Source organism: Bradyrhizobium sp. JR3.5, assembly GCF_054057015.1.
The window spans coordinates 2982192-3005040 of record NZ_JBSRYV010000001.1; the positions used below are offsets into that span (position 1 = coordinate 2982192).

At 65.8% G+C, this 22849-nt stretch carries 22 protein-coding genes and 2 pseudogenes; 10 read left to right on the forward strand and 14 right to left on the reverse strand.

Annotated features, from left to right (window positions below; translation table 11 throughout):
- The first annotated feature begins 208 nt into the window (after positions 1-208).
- The 4 genes from ACVWW1_RS15030 (at position 209) to ACVWW1_RS15045 (ending at position 2453) form a co-directional block, all read left to right on the forward strand.
- Positions 209-805: a DUF2889 domain-containing protein gene (locus tag ACVWW1_RS15030; RefSeq protein WP_456656344.1), complete on the forward strand. Its 597-nt coding sequence runs from the start codon at positions 209-211 to the stop codon at positions 803-805.
- A gap of 45 nt (positions 806-850) precedes the next feature.
- Positions 851-1090 (forward strand): GrpB family protein, encoded by a 240-nt coding sequence (locus ACVWW1_RS15035; RefSeq protein ID WP_456656345.1) that lies wholly within the window; start codon positions 851-853, stop codon positions 1088-1090.
- Positions 1091-1109: 19 nt separating this feature from the next.
- A complete protein-coding gene (locus ACVWW1_RS15040) occupies positions 1110-1409 on the forward strand; it encodes a GrpB family protein (RefSeq protein WP_456656346.1) in 300 nt (99 codons plus the stop codon).
- A 126-nt stretch (positions 1410-1535) separates the two neighbouring features.
- A complete protein-coding gene (locus ACVWW1_RS15045; RefSeq protein WP_456656347.1) occupies positions 1536-2453 on the forward strand; it encodes a DMT family transporter in 918 nt (305 codons plus the stop codon).
- Positions 2454-2583: 130 nt separating this feature from the next.
- Here the strand turns inward: ACVWW1_RS15045 and ACVWW1_RS15050 are convergent, their stop codons facing one another.
- Together ACVWW1_RS15050 and ACVWW1_RS15055 are read right to left on the reverse strand one after the other, a co-directional pair.
- On the reverse strand, positions 2584-3051 hold the full coding sequence (locus ACVWW1_RS15050) for a carboxymuconolactone decarboxylase family protein (protein ID WP_456656348.1): 468 nt from the start codon (positions 3049-3051) through the stop codon (positions 2584-2586).
- Entirely contained in the window at positions 3048-3455 is a 408-nt protein-coding gene (locus ACVWW1_RS15055; protein ID WP_456656349.1) for a cupin domain-containing protein, read from the reverse strand. Before ACVWW1_RS15055 ends, ACVWW1_RS15050 begins: the two co-directional genes overlap by 4 nt.
- 88 nt (positions 3456-3543) lie before the next feature.
- Here ACVWW1_RS15055 and pdxR point away from each other — a divergent pair, with 88 nt between their 5' ends.
- On the forward strand, positions 3544-4998 hold the full coding sequence (gene pdxR, locus ACVWW1_RS15060; RefSeq protein ID WP_456656350.1) for a MocR-like pyridoxine biosynthesis transcription factor PdxR: 1455 nt from the start codon (positions 3544-3546) through the stop codon (positions 4996-4998).
- On the opposite strand, the gene ACVWW1_RS15065 is transcribed toward pdxR, so the two are convergent.
- Entirely contained in the window at positions 4976-5803 is an 828-nt protein-coding gene (locus tag ACVWW1_RS15065; RefSeq protein WP_456656351.1) for an SDR family NAD(P)-dependent oxidoreductase, read from the reverse strand. The two genes, pdxR and ACVWW1_RS15065, sit on opposite strands and share 23 nt — an antisense overlap.
- Before the next feature lie 324 nt (positions 5804-6127).
- On the opposite strand from ACVWW1_RS15065, the gene ACVWW1_RS15070 reads away from it, so the two are divergent.
- Complete coding sequence (locus ACVWW1_RS15070; protein ID WP_456656352.1) at positions 6128-6421, forward strand: hypothetical protein; 294 nt, start codon at positions 6128-6130, stop codon at positions 6419-6421.
- A 167-nt stretch (positions 6422-6588) separates the two neighbouring features.
- Positions 6589-7209: a TerC family protein gene (locus ACVWW1_RS15075; protein WP_456656353.1), complete on the forward strand. Its 621-nt coding sequence runs from the start codon at positions 6589-6591 to the stop codon at positions 7207-7209.
- A gap of 168 nt (positions 7210-7377) precedes the next feature.
- On the opposite strand, the gene ACVWW1_RS15080 is transcribed toward ACVWW1_RS15075, so the two are convergent.
- From ACVWW1_RS15080 to ACVWW1_RS15095, 4 genes are all read right to left on the reverse strand, one after another.
- Entirely contained in the window at positions 7378-8097 is a 720-nt protein-coding gene (locus ACVWW1_RS15080) for an RraA family protein (protein WP_176532009.1), read from the reverse strand.
- Between the two features lie 239 nt (positions 8098-8336).
- Positions 8337-9215 (reverse strand): CDP-diacylglycerol--serine O-phosphatidyltransferase, encoded by an 879-nt coding sequence (gene pssA / locus ACVWW1_RS15085; protein WP_456656680.1) that lies wholly within the window; start codon positions 9213-9215, stop codon positions 8337-8339.
- Positions 9216-9394: 179 nt separating this feature from the next.
- Positions 9395-10093: a phosphatidylserine decarboxylase gene (locus ACVWW1_RS15090; protein WP_456656354.1), complete on the reverse strand. Its 699-nt coding sequence runs from the start codon at positions 10091-10093 to the stop codon at positions 9395-9397.
- A gap of 53 nt (positions 10094-10146) precedes the next feature.
- Positions 10147-12135, reverse strand: coding sequence for an ABCB family ABC transporter ATP-binding protein/permease (locus ACVWW1_RS15095; protein ID WP_456656355.1), 1989 nt, complete (start codon positions 12133-12135; stop codon positions 10147-10149).
- 213 nt (positions 12136-12348) lie between these two features.
- Here ACVWW1_RS15095 and ACVWW1_RS15100 point away from each other — a divergent pair, with 213 nt between their 5' ends.
- Positions 12349-12954 (forward strand): LOG family protein, encoded by a 606-nt coding sequence (locus tag ACVWW1_RS15100; RefSeq protein WP_176532011.1) that lies wholly within the window; start codon positions 12349-12351, stop codon positions 12952-12954.
- A 159-nt stretch (positions 12955-13113) separates the two neighbouring features.
- Here ACVWW1_RS15100 and ACVWW1_RS15105 read toward each other — a convergent pair whose 3' ends face one another.
- The 4 genes from ACVWW1_RS15105 to cysS form a co-directional block, all read right to left on the reverse strand.
- Entirely contained in the window at positions 13114-13491 is a 378-nt protein-coding gene (locus tag ACVWW1_RS15105; RefSeq protein WP_456656356.1) for a VOC family protein, read from the reverse strand.
- A gap of 105 nt (positions 13492-13596) precedes the next feature.
- On the reverse strand, positions 13597-15195 hold the full coding sequence (gene cimA, locus ACVWW1_RS15110) for a citramalate synthase (RefSeq protein WP_456656357.1): 1599 nt from the start codon (positions 15193-15195) through the stop codon (positions 13597-13599).
- A complete protein-coding gene (locus ACVWW1_RS15115) occupies positions 15192-15698 on the reverse strand; it encodes a GNAT family N-acetyltransferase (protein WP_456656358.1) in 507 nt (168 codons plus the stop codon). The genes cimA and ACVWW1_RS15115 overlap by 4 nt, the downstream gene beginning before the upstream one ends.
- Positions 15695-17110 carry a cysteine--tRNA ligase gene (gene cysS / locus ACVWW1_RS15120; protein WP_456656359.1) on the reverse strand — a complete coding sequence of 472 codons (1416 nt, stop codon included), beginning with the start codon at positions 17108-17110 and terminating at the stop codon, positions 15695-15697. The genes ACVWW1_RS15115 and cysS overlap by 4 nt, the downstream gene beginning before the upstream one ends.
- Before the next feature lie 296 nt (positions 17111-17406).
- On the opposite strand from cysS, the gene ACVWW1_RS15125 reads away from it, so the two are divergent.
- A complete protein-coding gene (locus tag ACVWW1_RS15125) occupies positions 17407-17730 on the forward strand; it encodes a hypothetical protein (protein ID WP_456656360.1) in 324 nt (107 codons plus the stop codon).
- 143 nt (positions 17731-17873) lie between these two features.
- A complete protein-coding gene (locus ACVWW1_RS15130) occupies positions 17874-19028 on the forward strand; it encodes a DUF2865 domain-containing protein (RefSeq protein ID WP_456656361.1) in 1155 nt (384 codons plus the stop codon).
- Between the two features lie 3 nt (positions 19029-19031).
- Here ACVWW1_RS15130 and ACVWW1_RS15135 read toward each other — a convergent pair.
- From ACVWW1_RS15135 to ACVWW1_RS15145, 3 genes and pseudogenes are all read right to left on the reverse strand, one after another.
- Positions 19032-20786 (reverse strand): annotated as a pseudogene (locus ACVWW1_RS15135) (NAD+ synthase).
- A gap of 147 nt (positions 20787-20933) precedes the next feature.
- On the reverse strand, positions 20934-21287 hold the full coding sequence (locus ACVWW1_RS15140) for a diacylglycerol kinase (RefSeq protein WP_092127200.1): 354 nt from the start codon (positions 21285-21287) through the stop codon (positions 20934-20936).
- Between the two features lie 29 nt (positions 21288-21316).
- Positions 21317-22707: pseudogene (locus ACVWW1_RS15145) on the reverse strand (class II 3-deoxy-7-phosphoheptulonate synthase).
- Positions 22708-22849 lie beyond the last annotated feature (142 nt).

Below are 22849 nucleotides of genomic sequence, written 5' to 3' on the forward strand. Positions count from 1 at the left end.
CATTCCCGGGCATGCGAAGCATGAACCTCAGATGCGCAATAGCGCATCGGGGAATCTCGAGATTCTCAGGTGCGCAATTGCGCACCGTAGTTCGATGCTGACGCATCGCCCCGGAATGACGGAGGCTCATGACGCCATTCAGCCGCGACCGTTGACACCGCGGCATGCGGCCGATTGGATCGGCTTAGATTCAATCCAGCGAGTTCCGATGTCCGCACCTGATACCAATGCCGACGGCAAGCCCCGCCGCCTGATGCACCGCCGCTCCGTCGAATGCCTCGGTTATCTCCGTGACGACGGGCTGTGGGAGGTCGAGGCGCGGCTGGTCGACACCAAACCCTATGCGCGGCAGGACAGGCATCGCGGCCTGCAGCAGCCCGACGATCCCGTGCACGACATCAGGCTGCGGCTCGCGGTTGACGACAGCTTCACGATCCGCGAGACCGGCACCACGATGGCCTCGACGCCCTACCCGTCCTGCCTCGACGTCGAAGGCATCTTGCAGCGCCTGGTCGGCGAACGCATCGGCAAGGGCTGGCGCGAGCTGGTCCGCCGCAAGATCGGCAGGCTCGAGACCTGCACCCATCTCGCCGAGCTGCTGGGTCCGGCGGTGACGACGCTATTCCAGACCGCGACCTCCGGCAAGGATCCGCAGGGCCGCGGCGCGCTCGATCACCAGCAGGGCGCCACCGAGCCACCGTTCTTCGTCGGCGGTTGCTATTCGTGGCGGCTGGATGGGCCCGTCGTGGCCGAGACATTCCCGCAGTTCGCGAAGCAGCCTGTCGAGGCGAAGCAGGGTTCGTGAGCGACGCCACCGGCTACGTGATACTCTGTACACGACGATCAGGGGGTGAACGTGGAGAAATACGGCGTAGGGTCGATTGTCATCTCCGACTATGATCCCAACTGGCCCGCCTTGTTCGCGCAGGAGCGCAAGCGGATCGAGCAGGCTCTCGGCGCGTTCGCACTGGCCATCGAGCATGTCGGCAGCACGGCCGTTCCAGGTCTCCCGTCGAAGCCCATCATCGACCTGCTGGTTGGCGTGCGCAGCCTCGAACGAGGCCAGGCAACGCTGCATCAATCCGCTTGAGGCGCTCGGCTATGTCTACATGCCGGAATACGCGTCGTGGATCCCCGGCGAGTTGTTCTTCCGCAAGGGGCCGCCGGGTCCGTGGACCCACCATCTGCACATGATGGAGCAGTCCCATCCGAACTGGGACGCACGTCTGGTGTTTCGTGATTATCTGCGCGCGCACGGCGAAGCGGCCCGCGCCTACGCCGACATCAAGCGGGCTCTCGCCGCCTCCTCAAAAGACGACATCGAAGCCTATCGAACCGGCAAGGATGCTTTTGTCGAGGAGACCACAGCCAAGGCACGTGCATGGCGCGCAGCGGCACGAGATCAATAGCACCAGCGGACCGCGGCAAGCCTGCACGTTCCTCGCCGAAGAAGAACTGCGCAATTGGCCGCTGCGCTAATCAGCCCTGCGTCGCCATGGGTTGATCCGCCTTGGCAGCTAACGTAGTCGTCCGGCATGAACAAACATGCGGCCGGCCCCAAGACGGCAGCCCTTCCTGATAAGAAAGCCATTCTGCTCGGGGTCGCATGCGGTCTCGGCGCGGCGCTTTGCTGGGCTCTTGGCTTCGTGGCGACCCGGCATGGCCTGAAAGTCGGGTTCACGCCTGTGGACCTCTTGATGCATCGCTTCCTGTGGTCGGGCATCGTGTTCATCCCGCTCGTTGTACGCGCCGGCCTGAAAGACCTCTGCGGCATCGGATGGGGCCGCGGCATGGCGCTGATGATGCTGGGCGGGCCGGTGATGTCGCTGATCAGCTATGTCGGCTTCGTGTTCGTGCCCCTCGGGCATGGCAGCGTGATCCAGCCTTCCTGCGCGACGCTGGGCGGACTGTTTCTCGCGGTCGTCCTGCTGAAGGAACAGATCTCACCCTCCCGGGTCGCCGGCGCCGTTGTCATCGTGACCGGGCTTGCCGTGATCGGCAGCGAGTCAATCGGCCATATGGGATTGAGCGCCGTTATGGGCGATTTGATCTTCGTCACGACCGGCTTGATGTTCGCAGGCTTCGCCACGCTGGTACGCTATTGGCGCGTGTCCGCGTTCTCGGTGGCGACCGTCATCAGCGTGCTGTCGCTCTCGCTGTTTCCACTGTATGCCGCCTCCGGCGGGCTGGCGCGCGATGCGGCCATCGGCCTGCACGAGAATGCGCTGCAGGCCGTTGCCCAGGGCATCCTGGCCGGGCCCGCAGCAATGTATTTGTTCGCGCTGTCGATCCAGCGGCTCGGCGTAGCCCGCGCGGCCGTATTTCCTGCGACCGTGCCGGTGCTGACCTTGCTGCTGGGCTGGCTGCTGATTGGCGAGCCGCCGACCACGCTACAGGCAGCCGGATTGGTCACGGTATTGGCCGGGTTCTACCTCGCGCAGCGTCAGAGCTAGCTTGTCAGCTCGTAGGGTGGGTTAGCGAAGCGTAACCCACCATCTGTGTGCGACATAAATGGTGGGTTACGCCTTGCGCCATTGCTTGTCGAACGACCGCACTCGTGGGCGGCTAACCCACCCTACAAGATCACGCCGCGGCGGAATGCTCGCGCACGGCCTGCGGCGGGTTGCGGAAGCCGATTGCCATCCGGTTGTAGGTGTTCATCAGGCCGATCGCGATGGTCAGGTCGACCAGCTGCTTCTCGCTGAAGGTGGCCCGAGCAGCCCGATAATCTTCGTCCGGGATCGCTGTCTCCGCCACGCGGGTGACGGTTTCGGCCCAGGCCAGCGCCGCGCGTTCCTCGGCGTCGAACAGAACCTCCGCCTCGCGCCAGACCTGCAGCAGCGCCAGCTTCTCGACCGCAACACCCATTTTCTGCAAGCTGCGCGTATGCATGTCGAGGCAATAGGCACAGCCGTTGATCTGCGAGATGCGCAGGTAGACGAGTTCGATCAGCGCCGCCGGGAGGCCGCATTGCGTGAGGTAGCCATAGACGCCACCGAGCGCCTTGATGCCCGCGGGCGCGACCTTGTTGTAATCGATCCGCATGCTCACGGCTTGTGTCCTTCCTTGTCGAAGACGGTCAGCGCCTTGTCGTTGCTGTCAACGACGAACACCGCAAGCAGCTTCGCCGGCTCGGTTGCGCTGGCATTTCGCCCCAGCACGTGATGCGCGCCCGGCGGCTCGAAGAAGCTGTCCCCGGCCCGGTACGTATGCGCGGCCTCGCCCTCGAGCTGGCTCTCGATCGCGCCCTGGAGCACTTGGACATAGAGAAACGCCGACTTGGCGTGATGGTGCGGCGCCGACGGCTCGCCCGGCGGGAAATTGACCTCGACCGCGATCAGCGACTTGCCGGGAATGTTGGTGATGGCGTGCTCGAACTTCGGCGTCACCGATTGCGCTTTTGCCGGCGTCGCAAGCGCGGCGCAGGCCAGCAGCGTCATCCAAAAGGTCTTCATCTCGTGCCTCCATTGCTGTCGGATCAATGCGGGCGCGCGAGCCTGAAAAGAAGCACCAAGAATGAATTGAATTGGTGTACCACGGGCCATGCCCACCCCGCTTCCCATCGCGCTCGACCGCTCGGCCAGGACGCCGCTCTCCGAGCAGATCCGCAAGGCGATTGCGGCGGCGATCGACAATGGCGTGCTGGTGCCGGGCGCCCGGTTGCCGTCATGGCTCGACCTCGCCGCGCAGCTCGGCGTCGCGCGCGGCACCGTGCGGGCAGCCTACGACAAACTGGCTGATGCCCAGCACATCGTGTCGTCGAAGGCGAACGGCACCACCGTCGCAAGGCGGCCGGGGAAGACTGCAAGACCCGATGCGCCGATCGCTCCCGGCTCGGTCGTGGAGATGTTTCATGACCTCAGCGGCCAGGGACACTTCCGGATGGGCGTCCCTGCGCAGGACGCTCTCCCCGCAAAGCTGCTGGCCCGAATCCGCGCCCGCGCCGTTCGGGCGGAATTGAGCGCGGTGACCCGCACCATCGATCCGCGCGGCGAGCTCGAACTGCGGCGGGAGATCGCGGCGCACCTCGCGATCGCGCGCGGGCTTGAATGCTCGCCTGCGCAGATCGTCATCACCTCAGGCTTCACCGGCGGCCTCGGCCTCGCGCTGCGCGTGCTCGGCCTCGAAGGCCGCCGCGCATGGATGGAAGATCCGGGATTTCCATTGACCCGAAAGGGGCTCGAGCTCGCCCGGCTGGAGCTGGTCCCGATCCCTGTCGGCGGCGACGGTATCGATGTCGAGTACGGCCTCAAGCACGCCCCCGACGCGGCGCTCGCGGTCGTGACGCCGGGACAGCAGGCGCCGCTTGGGCCGCCGCTGTCAGCCCAGCGTCGCGCGCAACTGCTCGATTGGGCCGCGCAAACCGGCGCCTGGATCATCGAGGACGACTATCTCGGCGAGTTGCAGCTCGATGGCCGCGCCGCGCCCGCGCTGGCCTCGCTCGACCGCGCCGGCCGCGTGATCCACCTCGGCTCCTTCAGCAAGACGATCTCGCCGACGCTTCGGCTCGGCTTCCTGGTTGCGCCCGAGCAATTGGCAACGCAGTTCGCCGATGTCGCGACATGCCTTGCCCCTGCTCCCGGACCGGCCGTGCAGCTTTCCACCGCGGAGTTCATCCGCGACGGCCACTACATCCGCCATCTCCGGCGGACCAAGCGGGCCTATAGCGAGCGCCGCGACGCGTTGACGGCCGCGCTGCGGCCGTGGAGCAACGACACGCGGGTTGCCGGCCTCGCGGTCATGCTGACGCTGCCCGACACGGCCGACGATGTCGCGATCGCGCGGCAGGTGCTGGCGCGTGGGCTGGCACCCGCCCCGCTCTCGCCCTGGTATCTCTCACCGAAGCGGGCGCAGCCCGGCTTGCTGCTCGGCATCGCAACCGTGCCCGATCGCGGCGTTCAGGCCGCCTGCAAGCGTCTGTTCGAGGCGATCCGTGCCCAAGGTCGCACTCAAGGCACGCCGGCCGCGCGCCGCGTCAGGAAATCCGCAGCCCGGTGAGCGCAAGGCTCAACGCCTTTAGCCGCTTGCGCGCCTCGGCGTCGTAGGCCTGCGCATGGGCACGCGCCTCGCGCTTGCCGTCGAAGAACAGCCCGCTCTGGCCGGCGACGTCGTCGTCCTGGACCAGACGCAGGATGGCGTCGCCGCCTTGCTCGACGGTCGAGATCGGCGTCGCGCCGCTGGCGCGCACCATCGTGGTGTTCATGTAGGTCGCCGGGTGCAGCGAATTAACGGTCACGCCGGTGCCTTCGAGCTCGGCGGCGAGATCGATGGTGAACATGATCTGCGACAGCTTGCTCTGCGCATAGGCGCGCGCGCCGCTGTAATTCTTCGTGATCATCACGTCTGCGAAATCGATCGGGTGCTGGCCGAGCGACGCGACATTGACGATGCGCGCCGGCGTGCTCGCCTTGAGCCGCGGCAGCAGCAGATGTGCGAGCAGGAAGCCGGCGAGATAGTTCACCGCAAAGCGCAGCTCGTGGCCGTCCTTGCTGGTCTGCCGCGCCGGCCCGTCGTTCTGCGACCCGATGCCGGCATTGCTGACCAGAACATCGAGGCGCTCCTGGTCGTCGAGCACCAGCTGGGCGAACTCGCGGACCTCGGCAAGCGAGGACAGATCGGCCTGATAGAACATCGGCTCGCGGCCGGAGACCCGCTTGATCTCGTCGGCCAGGGTCTGCGCCCGCTTGGTATCGCGGCCATGGATCAGGACCCGGGCCCCGGCAGATGCCAGCTTCATCGCAACGTAGCGGCCGACGCCATCGGTGGAACCGGTGATTAGCACCGTCTTGCCTGACATATTCATGGAAATGGCCCTTCGGTCGTTCTCCCAGCGCTGTCAGCAAAGATAAATGCGCCACTTGAACTTTGCCATGGCAGGCCGCGGCGCGATCACCCAAAAACGGCGCCGAAATCGCCCGCCCACGGCCCTCGTCCGTGGTCCCAAGTGTACAGTCTGTCGCGCGGCCTGCGGTCGCGCGGCGCCGCGCCGCGCCTCAACGTGGATACGTTCTGATATCGTCGGGATGAACAACAAGGCCAGGATCGGCAAGAGTCGGCAAGAACCGGAATGTCCTCGACCATTCCAGACAGGTTCTCGCGGAAGGCTCCCTCGCTGGAGCCGTTCGGCATGCTCCTGCTGTTCGCGGTGCTGACCGCGCTGCCGATCATCCTGACCGTTCGTCTGGTTGAGCCCGCACTCGTGCTGCCCGCGCTCAGCCTGGTGTTGTTCGCGGAGGCAGCCATTGCCGCGTTTGCGGCGCGCGTGATCCACATGCGTGCAAACGTGGCGAACCTCACGCTGTGGGATTTTGCCGGAGCATTCACCTTCATGGGGTGCGCGGCGGCGATCCTCGGCGAGCCGGATCAGGCGGCGCTGTTCTTCGAGGAACAGACCGCGCTGCGTCCGGTGTTACGACCGTAGATCCCAGGCCGGGCCCCTCTGGCAGCCACAAGCTGCGATGTCGGACTGGAACTCAGTTGGAGTGGGCCTGCTTCGACGCGCGCCGCGGCGGAATTGCCGTCTACATGACGGCGACATCCTGCGTCGTCGAACGGTCCCACTCCCCGACCTCAAGGGGAGCATTGCTCATGTCCGAACTGTTTTCACTCGACGCCCTCAGCGCGTTGCTGCAAGTCGTCGCCATCGACCTCGTGCTGGCCGGCGACAACGCCGTCGTGATCGGCCTTGCCGCGGCCGGCCTGCCGGCGAAGCAACGCGGCAAGGCGATCCTGATCGGCATCGCTGCTGCGACATTGCTGCGCATCCTGTTCGCCCTTCTCACCACGCAACTGATGCAGATCGTCGGCCTGCTGCTCGCCGGCGGCATCCTGCTGCTATGGGTGTGCTGGAAGATGTGGCGCGAGCTGCGCGCCACCGCACAGGAGACGACGGTCGAGCATGCCGCCGATGGCGCGGAGGGCCAGCGCAAGACGCTGTGGCAGGCCACGACGCAGATCATCGTCGCCGACGTCTCGATGTCGCTCGACAACGTGCTGGCGGTTGCGGGCGCGGCGCGCGAGCAGCCGATCGTGCTGGTGTTCGGCCTCGCGCTCTCGATCGCGATGATGGGCGCGGCCGCCACCTTCATCGCAAAACTGCTGCAGAACCACCGCTGGATCGCCTATGTCGGCCTCGCCGTGATCCTCTACGTCGCCGTCGACATGATCATCCGCGGCGCATCCGAGATCGCGAAGGTCGCGCCGGCTTGACGGCGGGCTCGTTGCACCTCTCCCGCTTGCGGGGGAGGTCGGAACGCATCGTCAGATGCGTTCCGGGTGGGGGCTCTCTCCACGATATGACTCGTGGAGAGAGCCCTCCCCCGCAAGCGGGAGAGGGAGCGCAGTTCTGTCGCGGCGGCCGATCGATCTCATCCAGCGTCAGTGGATTTCCGCCGAACGCTTCAGCGCTTCCTTCAACTTCTCGAGCGTGAAATCCTTACTGCGCGCGATGTCGAGGATCGGGGTCTCGCGACGGCCGCAGAGTTCGGCGGCCTCGGGCAGCTTCGCCGCGATGTCATGGGGGATCACGATCGCGCCGTGGCTGTCGGCGTGGATCAGATCGTCAGAGCGCACCGTCATGCCGGCGACGCGGACCTCGCCGCCAAAGCTTTCGGCATGCACCCAGGCGTGCGACGGGCCGATCGAGCCGGCCAGCGCCTGGAAGCCCGGCGCCCATTGCGGAATGTCGCGGATCGAGCCGTCGGTGATGACGCCGAGGCAGCCGAGCGCCTTGTGCACGGCGCTCTGCACCTCGCCCCAGAACGCACCATAGCCGACGTCGGGACCGTCGATGTCCTGGATCACAGAGATGCGCGGACCGAAGCCGGTGCCGACATATTCATAGTATTCGATGCGGCGCTTCGACTGCTCCTCGGCCGAGAGGCCGGACTTCAGCACCGAGCGGATCGCGACCGTGCGCGCGTAGCCGACGATCGGCGGCAAGGTCGGGAACGGGCAGACCAGCGGCTTCACGGTGTAGCCGATCAGACGACGCTCCGGCGCGACGATCTCCATCGCGTTGCAGATCGTCGGCGTGTCATAGCGCGCCAACGCCTCGAGGACGGAAGCAGGCAGCGGGGCGGAAGCGGATGTCGTCACGGCGTTTCTCTCCTGATTTTTGGCGTTCGCTGGGCCGTCTCAGCCTATAGCCGAGATCGCAGGCGAACCCAACCGAGCCACGCTCATGGCTGATATTTGGGAAGACGCAACCTGCTCCATCACCGTCACCCTGAGGAGGCCGCGCAGCGGCCGTCTCGAAGGGTCGACGGCCCGACTGTGGCCGTGCATCTCTCGAGACGCGCTACGCGCTCCTCAGGATGACGGGTCGGGCAGATGTGTCAGTGCAGATGCGTCGGACGATCGTCGTTGTCAGCGTCCGCGACCGGCGCCGCATAGGGAGCCGCAGTCGATGCCGGCACCGGCGCGCTTGCGCCTTGCGTCTGAGCCGCAAGCTGGCGCTCCTGGTCGCGGTAGGATTTCCAGCCCCAGGGCAGGCTGATCAAATAGGCGACCGAGCCCGCCGACAGGATGTGCCAGGGATAGCCGATCAACAGCGCGACGAAGAACACCACCGACACGAACACCGGCAGCACCATCTCCGGCGGCACGCGCATCTTCACGGTCTTGCCGGAGAACACCGGCAGCCGCGACACCATCAGGAAGGCGATCAAGAGCGTGTAGAACGCCGTCAACGTCGCCGGCGGCATCGGCACGCCGAGGAAGGCGAGATAGATCGGCAGCAGCACCGTGATCGCACCGGCCGGCGCCGGCACACCCGTGAAGTAATTGGCGGCGAAGGCCGGCTTGTTCGGGTCGTCGGTCGAGGCATTGAAGCGCGCAAGCCGCAGGCCGCCGGAGATCGCAAACACCATCGCGGCGATCCAGCCGCCATTGTTCAATTCGTGCAGCTGCCAGAAATACAGGATCAGACCTGGCGCGACGCCGAAATTGACGAAGTCGGCGAGGCTGTCGAGCTCGGCGCCGAATTTCGACTGGCCCTTGATCATGCGGGCGACGCGGCCGTCGATGCCGTCGAGGATCGCGGCGAACACGATGGCGGCGACCGCAAGCTCCATCCGCCCTTCCGTCGACAGCCGGATCGCGGTCAGGCCGGCGCAGATCGCCAGCAGCGTGATCATGTTGGGCACGAGCATCCGCACCGGGATCGGGCGGAACCGGCGGCGGCGAGACTCGGTGGAGTTGGGATCAAAGGGCATCATGGCCTTGCAATATAGCAAGCATGGCCCGGCTCCGCCATCACGGCGCGAACCTGCTGGTTAAAGCGTGTCCAGCGAAGTGGATAGCGGTTCGCGTTAAGAAAACGCGTCAAGATAGAAAACCAGAGCTCCCGTTCCGATTCCGAGCGGAAGGGGAGCTCCAGGCTGGCGAAACAGAATTAATCGGCGCGGTAGGTGCGGCCCGGGTCGGCGTTGCGGAAATCCGCCAGAACCGTCTCGCCGGCCACCGCGGTCTGCCCCTCGGAGACCAGCGCCTTGGTGCCCTCGGGCAGGTAGACATCGAGCCGCGAGCCGAAGCGGATCAGGCCAAAACGCTCGCCGGCGCCGATCGACTGGCCTTCCTTGACGAAGCAGACGATGCGGCGCGCCACGAGACCGGCGATCTGGACCACGCCGATGCGGCCATTGGCGCCCGAGATCACCAGCGAGTTGCGCTCATTGTCCTCACTCGCCTTGTCGAGCTCGGCATTGATGAAGGCGCCGGGCCTGTAGGCGATGCGGTCGATGCGGCCGGCCACCGGGCTGCGGTTCACATGGCAGTTGAACACGCTCATGAACACCGAGACCCGCGGCAGCGGCTTGTCGCCGAGGCCGAGCTCGGCCGGCGGCAGCGCCTGCACCACCATGGAGACGCGGCCATCGGCCGGCGACACCACGATGCCGTCGCGCAGCGGCGTCACGCGCACGGGATCGCGGAAGAACAGCGCGCACCAGACCGTGAGCAGCGTCCCGATCCAGCCCAGCGGGGTCCAGATCCAGAACAGGATCAGGCTCGCCAGAGCGAAGCCGCCGATGAAGGGATAGCCCTCGGGGTGGATCGGCGGGATCTGCGCGCGGATGGAATTGGCGATCGACATCAGAGCTCGCTTGCGTTTCCCCGCCCCGTTTGGCGGGAGAGGCCCTAAATCGACTATTCCGCGGCGGTCGGCAAGGGTTTCTCACCCACAACGGGGGTGGAATCCTCCGGCGAATCGGCGACCACGGGCGGCAGGCGATTCGGCGCGCTGCCGTCGTCATCGACCTGGGCGAGCCGTTCGCGGGCCTCCTCGGCCTCGCGCTGCCGGTTCCACATGCTGGCATAGAGGCCGTCCGAGGCCAAAAGCCGCGCGTGGGTGCCGCGCTCGGCGATCCGGCCCTGGTCCAGCACGATGATCTCGTCGGCGCCGACGATGGTCGACAGCCGGTGCGCGATCACCAGCGAGGTGCGGTTGCGCGAGACGCGCTCCAGCGCGCCCTGGATCTCGTGCTCGGTGTGGCTGTCGAGCGCCGAGGTCGCCTCGTCGAGCACCAGGATCGGCGGCGCCTTCAAGACGGTGCGCGCGATCGCGACGCGCTGCTTCTCGCCGCCGGAGAGCTTCAAGCCGCGCTCGCCGACCTGCGTCTCGTAACCCTGCGGCGACATCCGGATGAAGCCGTCGATCTGCGCCAGCCGCGCCGCCTCCTCCACCTCGTCATCGCCGGCATCCCAGCGGCCATACCGGATGTTGTAGCGGATGGTGTCGTTGAACAGCACGGTGTCCTGCGGCACCATGCCGATCGCTGACCGCAGCGAGGTCTGCGTCACATTCTTGATGTCCTGGCCGTCGATCAGGATGCGGCCGCTCGAGACATCGTAGAGCCGGAACAAGAGCCGCGAGATCGTCGACTTGCCGGCGCCGGAGGGACCGACGATCGCGACCGTCTTGCCGGCCGGCACCTCGAAGCTCAGGCCTTTCAGGATCTGGCGGTCGGGCTCATAGGCGAAGCGGACATCCTCGAAGCGCACGCTGCCTGTGGACACCACGAGCGGCTTGGCGCCCGGCACGTCCTTCACTTCGGGATCGCGTGCCAGCACGTCGAACATCTTCTCGATGTCGATGATCGCCTGCTTGATCTCGCGATACACCATGCCCATGAAGTTCAGCGGCTGGTACAGCTGGATCATCATCGAGTTGATCAGCACGAAATCGCCGACGGTGTGGGTGCCGTTGCGGACGCCGAACGCGCACATCAGCATGGTCGCGGTCAGCCCCGCGGTGAAGATGATCGCCTGCCCGGTGTTGAGCACGGCGAGCGAGGTGTAGGTCTTCACGCTCGCCTGCTCGTAGCGCTCCATCGAGCGGTCGTAGCGCCTGGCCTCGCGCTCCTCGGCGCCGAAATACTTCACCGTCTCGTAGTTGAGCAGCGAGTCGATCGCCTTGGTGTTCGCCTCGGTATCGGAATCGTTCATCTTGCGGCGGATCCCGATCCGCCACTCGGTCGCAATGTAGGTGTAGTACATGAACACGACGACCGTGATCAGCACCGCGAGCACATAGCGCCAGTCGAACTGCCAGAGCAGCACTCCCGCCAGCAGCGTGACCTCGACGATGGTCGGGATCAGCTGCAGGATCACCATCCGCACGATGGTCTCGATGCCGGAGCGGCCGCGCTCCAGCACGCGGGTCAGGCCGCCGGTCTTGCGCTCGAGATGGAAGCGCAGCGACAGCTCGTGCATGTGCACGAAGGTGATGTAGGCGAGCCTCCGCACCGCGTGCATCGCGACGCGGGCGAAGATGCCGTCGCGCCACTGCGTCAGCACCGCCATGATGATGCGCACCGCGCCGTAGCTGATCGTCATCAGCACCGGCGAGGCGATCAGCCAGACCATCCAGTTCGAGGTCGCGACCGGCGCCGAACCCGTGCCGTTCAGCGCATCGATCGCCCATTTGAAGGTGAACGGAACCGACAGCGTCGCGAGCTTGGCGAACAGCAGCAGCACCACCGACCAGATCACGCGCATCTTCAAATCGGCGCGATCGCCGGGCCAGATGTAGGGCCAGAGATGAACGAGGGTGCCGAGCAGCGTCCCCTTCTCGGCGGCCGGGGTGGTGGCCGTGGGCTGATCGGCCGCGGTCACAGTCTGTTGCGGCGGCACCATCAGGAGCCCGCTCTTGCCGTCATGGCGCGGCGGCCCGCGGCCACATCTTTTCCACGATTTGCCATTGTGCCCGTCATATAGATCGTTTCAACGTGGCGTACAGGCTTATGACGAAAATTGTTCGCGATTCGCGGGAATTTACGGGATATTTTGGCCCTCAATGCCCATATGCGAGTCTTGACCCTGTTTACGCTGCAGTGCCACAAGGATCGTATGAACCAAATCAAGACTGTCTGTGTTTATTGCGGCTCCGGCCCCGGTAACAATCCCCGTTTCGTTGAAGCTGCCGTCGCGCTCGGCAAGGCCTTTGCCGAAAACAACGTGCGCCTGGTCTACGGCGGCGGCTCGATCGGCCTGATGGGCGCGGTCGCGAAATCCACCCTCGATCATGGCGGCTCCGTCACCGGCATCATTCCGGAATTCCTGCGGGCGCGCGAGAACGCGCTGACTTCGGTTCAGGAGATGATCGTCACCCCCGACATGCATGAACGCAAGCGGCTGATGTTCGAGCGTTCGGACGCGTTCGTCGCGCTGCCCGGCGGCATCGGCACGCTGGAGGAGCTGGTCGAGCAATTGACCTGGCAGCAGCTCGGCCGTCACTCCAAGCCGATCCTGCTCGCCAATATTGATGGTTTCTGGGAACCCCTGCTCTCGCTGCTGAGCCACATGCGCACGACCGAGTTCATCCGCGCGACGCTTCCGATCAACGTGCTGATGGCCGACCGCGTCGACGAGATTTTGCCGCGGCTGCGTTCGGCCGTGGCCGGCAAACCGGCGGCCGCGAAGGAGCTCGCGCCCGAAGTGGCGCGGCGGCTGTAAGCGTTCACCACGCCTTCAGCTCCATCACCGTCATGCTGAGGAGCGCGGAACGCGCGTCTCGAAGCATGCACGGCCCGGCTGGTGCCGTCCATCCTTCGAGGCTCGCTTCGCTCGCACCTCAGGATGACGGGTTCAACAGCTTCACCGCGTATCGAGGCCCTACTCGCTCGGAAACGTCACCGCCTCGATGCGGTTGCCGTCGGGGTCGAGGATGAAGGCGGCGTAGTAGCGCACGCGGTCGTGCGGGCGCAGGCCCGGGGCACCATCGGATTCGCCGCCCGAGGCCAGCGCGGCAGCGTGGAAGGCGTCGACCTCGGCGGTGGTTTTCGCCCGCAAACAGATATGCGTGCCGCTCTCGCGCGCGACCTGCGCCATCGCGGCGCGCAGATTGATCCAGAATTCGGGATAGGCCTTGCCGAAGCCGATCGTCGCCGGCCGCGTGACGAGGCGGCTCAGGCCGAGCGCGGCCAGCGTCGGTTCATAGAACCGCGCGGCGCGCTCGAGATCGCGGACGCCGACGGAGACGTGGTCGATCATGAAAACGCCCTCCTCTGAAATCTGTAGCCCGGATGGGCGAAGCGACATCCGGGGAAAATCGACATGGCCCCGGATATCGCTTCGCCCATCCGGGCTACCTCTTCTTCACGCCTGCGCGCCCGACTTCACCAGCTTGTAGAACACCGAATCCATCAACGCCTGGAACGAGGCGTCGATGATGTTGGGCGAGACGCCGACCGTGGTCCAGCTCTCGCCGGTCTCGTCCTCGCTTTCGATCAGCACGCGCGTGACCGCCTCGGTGCCGCCATTGAGGATACGCACGCGGTAGTCGATCAGCTTCAGGCCATCGATGTATTTCTGGTACTTGCCGAGATCCTTGCGCAGCGCCACGTCGAGCGCGTTGACCGGACCGTTGCCCTCGGCGGCCGAGATCAACCGCTCGCCGTCGACGTCGACCTTCACCACCGCGAGCGCCACCGTGACGCGCTGGCCGTTGGCGTTATAGCGCTGCTCGACATTGACGTCGAACTGCTCGACCTTGAAATATTCCGGCACCTTGCCGAGCGTGCGGCGCGCCAACAGGTCGAACGAGGCGTTCGCCGATTCATAGGCAAATCCCGCGGCCTCGCGCTCCTTCAGCTCCTCGACCAGGCGCGTCAGCCGCGGATCGCCCTTGTCATAGACGATGCCGGCGCGGTCGAGCTCGGCCATCACATTGGAGCGGCCGGCCTGATCCGAGACCAGCACCTTGCGGTGGTTGCCGACGGATTCCGGCAGCACGTGCTCATAGGTCTGCGGATCCTTCATGACAGCGGAGGCATGGATGCCGGTCTTGGTGACGAAGGCGCTCTCGCCGACGTAGGCGGCATGGCGGTTCGGCGCGCGGTTCAGCATGTCGTCGAGCGTGCGCGACACCTTCATCAGCGTCGCCATCTTCTCGGTGGTGACGCCGGTGTCGAATTTGTCGGCAAACTCCTGCTTCAGCTTCAAGGTCGGGATCAGCGAGCAGAGATTGGCGTTGCCGCAGCGCTCGCCGAGGCCGTTGAGCGTGCCCTGGATCTGCCGTGCGCCGGCGCGCACCGCGGCGAGTGAATTGGCCACCGCCTGCTCGGTGTCGTTATGCGCATGGATGCCGAGATGGGCGCCGGGCACCTGCCTAACGACATCGGCGACGATGGTCTCGATCTCGTGCGGCATGGTGCCGCCATTGGTGTCGCACAACACCACCCAGCGCGCACCGGCCTCATAGGCCGCAATGGCGCAGGCGAGCGCGTAGTCGCGGTCCTCCTTGTAGCCGTCGAAGAAGTGCTCGCAGTCGACCATCACCTCGCGGCCGAGCGCCTTGGCGGCCGCGACGCTGTCGCGGATCGAGGCGAGGTTCTCCTCATTGGTGGTCTCGAGCGCGACCCGGACCTGGTAGGCCGAGGATTTTGCCACGAAGCAGATCGCGTCCGCCTTGGCCTCGAGGATACCGGCGAGCCCGGGATCGTTCGACGCCGAACGGCCCGGCCGCCGCGTCATGCCGAACGCGGTGAAGCGCGCGTGGTCGAACGCAGGCTTCTTGCTGAAGAACTCGGTGTCGGTCGGATTGGCGCCGGGATAGCCGCCCTCGACATAGTCGATGCCGAGCGCGTCGAGCATGCCGGCGATCACCTGCTTGTCCTGCAGCGTGAAGTCAACGCCGTTGGTCTGCGCACCGTCGCGCAGCGTGGTGTCGAACAGATAGAGGCGCTCGCGGCTCATGCGTGGCCTCCGGGCACGGCAACGCCGTCGAGCGTCTTCTGCATCGTGGTGTTGGCGAGCCATTCGTCGTTGATGGTGACCGTATTGCGCTGCTGCGCGACGTAGCCACGCTTGCGGAAGAATTCGAGCGCGGTGTCGCTGGCATCGACCTTCAGGGCCTTGGTGCCGCGGGCGCTCGCGATCTTCTCCAGCGCATCGCACAGCGCGCTGCCTGCACCCTGCCCGACCGCACTCGGATGCACATAGAGCATGTCGATGTGATCGGCCCCCTTCAGCGAGGCGAATCCAACCGGCGCGCCCTGCAGTGTCGCGATCAGGGTTAGCTGCCCGGCGAGCTTCTTGCCGAAGGCTTCCTCATCGTCGACGGCCATCGCCCAGGCTTCCTGCTGCGCCTCGCTGTAATCGTCGCCGGTCAGATCCATGATCGACGCCGCGAAGATCGCCGCCAGCAGCGGCGCATCGTCGGGCAGATAGGGACGCAATGCGGGTGCGGATCGGCTCATCGCGCAACCTCCCAGGTCGTGATCGGCTTTCCTTCGGCATCCTTGCCGTCCTTGATCGCGACGCCCATCGCGGCGAGCTGATCGCGGATCCGGTCGGACTCCTTGAAGTCCTTCCTCGCACGCGCCGCGGTGCGCTCGGCGATCAGTGCCTCGACCGCGGCAGCATCGACGCCGCTGGCCTGCTCCTTGCGGCCCTTCCACGACGCCGCGCTCTCGGCGAGGAAGCCGAGCAGCCGCAGCGAACCTGCAAATTCCTTGCGGCTCGCTTCATTGCTCGCGGCGGCATTCCGCAGGCTGTGCAACACGGCCATGGCCTGCGCCGTGTTGAGATCGTCGTAGAGCGCCTCGACCAGCGCCGGCGACGGCGCGCCGGGCTCGGCGTCGGCCGCGACCGCATACCAGTCGTCGAGCGTCCTTGCGGCTTCCTCCGCGCTCTTCAGCGTCCAGTCGAGCGGCGACCGGTAGTGCGTTCTCAGCATGCTGAGACGCAGCACCTCGCCCGGCCAATCGGCCAGCAGATCGCGGATCGTGAAGAAGTTGCCGAGCGACTTCGACATCTTCTCGCTTTCGATCTGCAGGAAGCCGTTGTGCATCCAGACATTGGCCATGCGGTCGGTGTGGAACGCGCAGCAAGTCTGCGCGAGCTCGTTCTCATGGTGCGGAAACACCAGGTCGATGCCGCCGCCATGGATGTCGAACTTTTCGCCGAGATGCTTCCAGGCCATCGCCGAGCACTCGATGTGCCAGCCGGGCCGGCCCTCGACCGCAATGCCTGCCGGTGACGGCCAGGACGGCTCGCCGGGCTTCGACGGCTTCCACAGCACGAAGTCGGTGTTGTCGCGCTTGTAGGGCGCAACATCGACGCGGGCGCCCGCGATCATCTCGTCGAGCGAGCGCTTCGACAGCGCGCCGTAGCGCGGCAGCGTTGAATTGGCCGCGTTCATCGCCTGCGGCGAGAACAGCACGTGATCCTCGGCGACATAGGCAAAGCCGCCGGCGACAAGCTTCTCGATGATCGCGCGCATCTCCGGGATATGCTCGGTCGCGCGCGGCTGCACGGTCGGCGGCAAGCAGCCCAGCGCGGTGACGTCGTCCTGGTACTGCTGATAGGTCTGCTCGGTGACCTTGCGGATCGCCTCGTTCAGCGGCACGCCGGGATAATCCCGCGCGGCGCGAACGTTGATCTTGTCGTCGACGTCGGTGATGTTGCGGACATAGGTGACGTGATCGGTGCCATAGCGATGGCGCAGCGCGCGGAACAGCACGTCGAAGACAACAGCGGCCCGGCCGTTGCCGATATGGGCGAAGTCGTAGACCGTCGGTCCGCAGGCATACATGCGGACATTATCGGCATCGAGCGGCACGAAGGGCCGCTTCTCCCGGGTCAACGTATCGTAAAGGCGCAATTCCATGGATCACCATCCCTTGCGGCCGGGCGTCCAGTGATTCTCAGGGGATTGAGAAAAGACGGCCTCAGCCAGCGAATCGCTAGCTCATAATCTCGCGGCAAATGCTGCAGATGGCGAGGTGGCCGTTCATGGTTCCACCATGTCTCACGGCCCCTTTATCGCGTCAAGGGGCTTGCTTTCAGGCGCTTTGTACCTCGCCCCGCGCCGAAATCACGCCAACGCCCTCATGGTTAATCATTATTAAGGAATTGGGCGTACGGGAGGGCCTGCGGATTCCCCGCCATTTTCACTGGTGCACCATGCGGCCCGTTTCAGCATTGATTGCCTGCACGCTCTTCGTTACCCCTTGCTTCCTTGCCCCCTCGGCCGCGCTGGCCGACAGCCGCGTTTTCATCGTCGCCAACCAGGCCGACGGATACGGCATCGACCAGTGCCTCGCCCACGGCGACCGCTGCGGTGCCTCCGCCGCCCGCGCCTACTGCCGGTCACGCGATTTTGCGCAGGCCACCAGTTACCGCCGCGTCGATCCCGACGAGATCACCGGCGCGGTTCCGCACGCCGCGGGCGAGACCTGCACCGGCAATAGCTGCGGCGAATACGTCGCCATCACCTGCCAGCGCTGAGCCAAGCCGCTGGACGAACGGGGTTATTGCCACACCGGCGCCCCGGAAACGACGTGACGCTGCCCCGAGAAACGGCTATTGCAGCGGCCTTGCCTGCGCGCTTTGGCGTTGATCGCCGCGCGGCGTCGTTTTAATGGCCGGATATGCCCCATAGCTCCCGTTCTCGCTTCTCCCGTTGGTTCTTGGCTTGCGCCGTGCTGGCCGGCATAGCCCTGCCCGCCACGCATGCCTTGGCGCAGGTGCCTCCGGGCCCACCCGGCCCGGCTCCCCAAGGCGCGCAGGCCAATCCGATGTGCGCGCGGCTGGAGGGCCAGCTGGCCGCGATCGATCGCGGCGGCGGCGATCCGGCCAAGGACGAGCAGATCCGCCGCTATCAGGACGCTGCAACCCGGCAGCAGGGCGAACTCGATCGCGTGACCGCGCAGGCCCGGCGCATGGGCTGCGACAGCTCCGGATTCCTTTCGCTCTTCAACAACAACTCGGCGCAGTGCGGGCCGGTCAACAACCAGATCCAGCAGATGCGCGCCAATCTCGACCAGATGACCGCAAATCTCGAGCGGCTGCGCACCGGCGGGCTCGGCGGCGCCGACCGCGAGAACCAGCGCCGCTCGGTGTTGACCGCGCTGGCGCAGAACAATTGCGGCCCGCAATACGCGGCGGCCGCGCGCGGCCCCGGCAATTTCATCGAGAACCTGTTCGGCGGCGGCGGCGGCGGTGGCAATCCCAACAATCCGCTGCCCCCGCCCGACGCACAATATAGCGGACAGTCCGGCACCTTCCGCACCGTCTGCGTCCGCACCTGCGACGGCGCCTACTTCCCGATCTCGTTCGCGACCTCGCAGGCGCGCTTTGCCGCCGACGAGCAAATCTGCAAGGCGCAGTGCCCGGCCGCGGAGGCCAGCCTGTTCGCCTACCGCAATCCCGGCGAAGACATCAACCAGGCGGTCTCGATCAGCGGCCAGTCCTACTCGTCGCTGCCGAACGCCTTCAAGTACCGCACCGAGTTCAATCCGTCCTGCTCCTGCAAGGCGGCCGGCCAGAGCTGGGCGGAGGCGCTGAAGGCGGTCGACGACCAGGCGTCCGCCGCGCAGCAGGGCGACATCATCGTCACCGAGGAGAGCGCGCGGAAGATGCAGCAGCGCGCGCAGACCAAGACTGCCGCCGGCAAGAAGGGCGCGCCCGCAGCGGCGGCTCAACCGCAGCAGCCCGCCGCCGCTGACGCCACTGCGCCTGCCGCACCCGCGAGCGACGGCCAGATCCGCACGGTCGGCCCGACCTTCATCCCGAAGAAGCAGTAAGGCTCACCCCTCGAACGCTTCCGCCGACGCGCGCGAGCCGCGCGTCACCAGCTTCTCGTCGGGCTCCGGCAGCGCCTTGCCGAAATCGCGGAAGCGGTTGGTGATGGGATAGCGGCGGTCGCGGCCGAAGTTCTTCCGCGTCACCTTCACCCCCGGTGCAGCCTGCCGCCGCTTGTATTCGGCGATGTTGAGCAGGCGATCGACGCGGGTCACCACATCGCGGTCGAAGCCGGCTTCGATGATGGTCGCAAGCGGCTCCTCGTGCTCCACCAGCCGCTCCAGGATCGCATCCAGCACCTCATAGGGCGGCAGCGAATCCTGGTCGGTCTGGTTCTCGCGCAACTCAGCGGTCGGCGGCCGGATGATGATATTGACCGGGATCACCTCGCCCGACGGCCCAAGCGCGCCGTCCGGCTTCCATTCATTGCGCAGGCTCGACAAGCGGAACACCTCGGTCTTGTAGATGTCCTTGATCGGGTTGAAGCCGCCGTTCATGTCGCCGTAGAGCGTGGCGTAGCCGACCGGGACATTTCCGACTTGTTGCCGGTTGTCACCACCATGGCGCCGGTCTTGTTGGAGATCGCCATCAACAGCGTGCCGCGGGCGCGCGCCTGCAAGTTTTCCTCGGTGATGTCGCGCTCCAGCCCTTTGAACACCGGCGCGAGAATTGCCTCAAACCCGTTGACGGCGTCGGCAATCGGCAGGATCTCGTAGCGGATGCCGAGCGCGGCTGCGAGCTTGGCGGCATCGTCGAGCGAGACCTGCGCGGTGTAGCGGAACGGCAGCATCACGCCGCGCACCTTGTCGGCGCCGAGCGCGTCGACCGCGATGGCAGCGCATAGCGCCGAATCGATGCCGCCGGAGACGCCGAGCAGCACGCCGGGAAAACCGTTCTTGCGGACATAGTCGCGCAGGCCGAGCACGCAGGCCGCGTAGTCGGCCTTGTCGCCCTCGAGCTGCGCCGTGATCGGCCCATTGCAGCGCCAGCCATCCGCGGTCTTGCGCCAGATCAGCGTCGTGATGTTCTCCTCGAACGCCGGAAGCTGCGCCGCTACGGAGAGATCGGCATTGAGCGCAAACGAGGCGCCGTCGAAGATCAGCTCATCCTGGCCGCCCATCTCATTGAGATAGATCAGCGGCAGCCCGCTCTCGGTGACGCGCGCCACCACGATCGACAGCCGCAGATCGGTCTTGTCCCGGGCATAGGGCGAGCCGTTCGGCACGATCAGGATCTCGGCGCCGGTCTCAGCCAGGCACTCGACGACGTTCTCGTAGTCCTCGGACTCCTCGAGCCAGATGTCCTCGCAGATCGGCACGCCGATGCGCACGCCGCGCACCGTCACCGGGCCCGATGCCGGGCCGCGCGCGAACAGCCGCTTCTCGTCGAACACGCCGTAGTTCGGCAGGTTGGCCTTGAAGCGCAGCGCGGCGATGCGACCGCCGTCGAGCAGCGCGCACGCATTGTAGAGCTTGCCGTCCTCGACCCAGGGCGTGCCGATCAGCATGGCCGGGCCGCCATCGGCAGTTCTCGCGCGCCAGTTCCTCGATCGCGGCGCGGCAAGCCGACTGGAACGCCGGCTTCAGCACCAGATCCTCCGGCGGATAGCCGGCGATGAACAGTTCCGAGAGCACGACGAGATCGGCCCCGTCGGCTTTCGCCTTGTCGCGCGCGGCGCGTGCCTTCGCGGCGTTGCCGGTGACGTCACCGACCGTCGGATTGAGTTGCGCGAGGGTGATCTTGATCTGTTGTTCGCTCATACCGTCATGTTGTCCCGCACAAGAGCAAACTTCAATGGTGCTCCGGTCATGGTGCGATTGCAGAAATCGCACCATGACCGTCGTTCTCTTGTTTTGAGCATGATCTGATTGGAAAACCGGTCTCCACTTTTCCGGATCATGCTCGGATCAGAACGCGCCCATGCGCTCAGCGAGGGCGAACAGCCAGAACAGCCCGGCCATCACAAGCGCGACGCCGACGGCGGCGGAGCCCATGTCCTTGACCCGCCCGATCTGTGGATCGTGATCCATGGTCAGGCGGTCGGCGAGCTTCTCGATCGCGGTGTTGAGCAGCTCGATCACAAGCACCAGCACCACGGTTGCGACCAGCTCGACCCGGCGCATCACGGTGGCGCCGACCAGCCAGGCCAGCGGCACCGACAGCACCAGTGCCACCACCTCCTCGCGAATCGCCTGCTCCGAGCGAATGGCGAAGGCCAGCCCGTTGCGCGAGTTGATGGTGGCTCGCCAGAACCTCAGCAAGTCCCTGCCCTCAAGTCACCGCCCCCAAATCACAACCCAGCGGCGGCCGGCATCGGTTTGACCTTGCCGGCGCGCTCCTGCTTCAGCAGCTCGGCGATCAGGAAGGCCATGTCGATCGACTGTTCGGCGTTGAGGCGGGGATCGCAGACCGTGTGGTAGCGGTCGTTGAGATCCTCATCGGTGATGGCGCGGGCGCCGCCGATGCACTCGGTGACGTCCTGCCCGGTCATCTCCAGATGCACACCGCCGGCATGGGTGCCCTCGGCGGCATGGATCTGGAAGAACGCCTTCACCTCGGACAGCACGCGGTCGAACGGCCGCGTCTTGTAGCCCGAGGTCGAGGTGATGGTATTGCCGTGCATCGGATCGCACGACCACACCACCTTGCGCCCTTCCCGCTGCACGGCGCGGATCAGGCCCGGCAGATGGTCGCCGACCTTGTCGGCGCCGAAGCGGTTGATCAGCGTCAGCCGTCCCGGCTCGTTGTCGGGGCTGAGCACGTCGATCAGCTTCAGCAGCTCGTCCGGCTTCAAGGACGGACCGCATTTCAGGCCGATCGGGTTCTTGATGCCGCGGAAATATTCGACATGGCCGTGATCGAGCTGGCGGGTGCGGTCGCCGATCCAGATCATGTGGCCGGAGGTCGCGTACCAGTCGCCGGTCGTGGAATCGACCCGCGTCATCGCCTGCTCGTAGCCGAGCAACAGCGCCTCGTGGCTGGTGTAGAAATCGGTGGCGCGGAGCTCCGGATGGCTCTCGAGATCGAGAGGCCGCAGGCGCGCATGAAGTTCAGCGCGTCCGAGATACGGTCGGCCAGCTCCTTGTAACGGCGGGACTGAGGCGAATCCTTCAGGAAGCCCAGCATCCATTGATGCACGCTGCCGAGATTGGCAAAGCCGCCGGTGGCGAACGCGCGCAGCAGGTTCAGCGTCGCCGCGGATTGGCGATAGGCCATCAGCTGGCGCTGCGGGTCGGGAATCCGCGCCTCCGGCGTGAAGGCGATGTCGTTGACGATGTCGCCGCGATAGCTCGGCAACTCGACATCGCCCTGCTTCTCGGTCGGCGACGAGCGCGGTTTGGCGAACTGCCCGGCAATGCGGCCGACCTTCACCACCGGCAGCGCGCCGGCATAGGTCATGACCACGGCCATCTGCAGCAGCACGCGGAAGAAGTCGCGGATATTGTTGGCGCCGTGCTCGGCAAAGCTCTCGGCGCAGTCGCCGCCCTGCAGCAGGAAGGCTTCGCCGGCGCAGACCCGCCCCAGCGCCTTCTTCAGGTTGCGCGCCTCGCCCGCGAACACCAGCGGCGGAAAGGTCGCAAGCTGCGCCTCGACATCGGCCAATGCCTTGGCATCGGGATAATCGGGCACCTGCAGCACCTTCTTGGCGCGCCAGCTATCGGGTGTCCACCGCTCGGACATGAGGTCAACTCCTGAGCAAAAACCGCGACTTAATCGACGGGAAAGGTGGGCTTATACACAGCCGCCCGCTCCCCCGCTAGAAGGATTCCTGCAATCCCGTCAAACTCTTGCAGGAAAATACGAATTCGCATTTGCTGGACCA

What these genes read in the sequence shown, in the direction of transcription:
- ACVWW1_RS15030 (WP_456656344.1), top strand. Translation starts at nt 209, where the DNA reads ATGTCCGCACCTGATACCAATGCCGACGGCAAGCCCCGCCGCCTGATG.
- ACVWW1_RS15040 (WP_456656346.1), top strand. Translation starts at nt 1,110, where the DNA reads ATGCCGGAATACGCGTCGTGGATCCCCGGCGAGTTGTTCTTCCGCAAG.
- ACVWW1_RS15045 (WP_456656347.1), top strand. Translation starts at nt 1,536, where the DNA reads ATGAACAAACATGCGGCCGGCCCCAAGACGGCAGCCCTTCCTGATAAG.
- ACVWW1_RS15055 (WP_456656349.1), bottom strand. Translation starts at nt 3,455, where the DNA reads ATGAAGACCTTTTGGATGACGCTGCTGGCCTGCGCCGCGCTTGCGACG.
- pdxR (WP_456656350.1), top strand. Translation starts at nt 3,544, where the DNA reads ATGCCCACCCCGCTTCCCATCGCGCTCGACCGCTCGGCCAGGACGCCG.
- ACVWW1_RS15065 (WP_456656351.1), bottom strand. Translation starts at nt 5,803, where the DNA reads ATGAATATGTCAGGCAAGACGGTGCTAATCACCGGTTCCACCGATGGC.
- ACVWW1_RS15070 (WP_456656352.1), top strand. Translation starts at nt 6,128, where the DNA reads ATGCTCCTGCTGTTCGCGGTGCTGACCGCGCTGCCGATCATCCTGACC.
- ACVWW1_RS15075 (WP_456656353.1), top strand. Translation starts at nt 6,589, where the DNA reads ATGTCCGAACTGTTTTCACTCGACGCCCTCAGCGCGTTGCTGCAAGTC.
- pssA (WP_456656680.1), bottom strand. Translation starts at nt 9,215, where the DNA reads ATGCCCTTTGATCCCAACTCCACCGAGTCTCGCCGCCGCCGGTTCCGC.
- ACVWW1_RS15090 (WP_456656354.1), bottom strand. Translation starts at nt 10,093, where the DNA reads ATGTCGATCGCCAATTCCATCCGCGCGCAGATCCCGCCGATCCACCCC.
- ACVWW1_RS15095 (WP_456656355.1), bottom strand. Translation starts at nt 12,135, where the DNA reads ATGGTGCCGCCGCAACAGACTGTGACCGCGGCCGATCAGCCCACGGCC.
- ACVWW1_RS15100 (WP_176532011.1), top strand. Translation starts at nt 12,349, where the DNA reads ATGAACCAAATCAAGACTGTCTGTGTTTATTGCGGCTCCGGCCCCGGT.
- ACVWW1_RS15105 (WP_456656356.1), bottom strand. Translation starts at nt 13,491, where the DNA reads ATGATCGACCACGTCTCCGTCGGCGTCCGCGATCTCGAGCGCGCCGCG.
- cimA (WP_456656357.1), bottom strand. Translation starts at nt 15,195, where the DNA reads ATGAGCCGCGAGCGCCTCTATCTGTTCGACACCACGCTGCGCGACGGT.
- ACVWW1_RS15115 (WP_456656358.1), bottom strand. Translation starts at nt 15,698, where the DNA reads ATGAGCCGATCCGCACCCGCATTGCGTCCCTATCTGCCCGACGATGCG.
- cysS (WP_456656359.1), bottom strand. Translation starts at nt 17,110, where the DNA reads ATGGAATTGCGCCTTTACGATACGTTGACCCGGGAGAAGCGGCCCTTC.
- ACVWW1_RS15125 (WP_456656360.1), top strand. Translation starts at nt 17,407, where the DNA reads ATGCGGCCCGTTTCAGCATTGATTGCCTGCACGCTCTTCGTTACCCCT.
- ACVWW1_RS15130 (WP_456656361.1), top strand. Translation starts at nt 17,874, where the DNA reads ATGCCCCATAGCTCCCGTTCTCGCTTCTCCCGTTGGTTCTTGGCTTGC.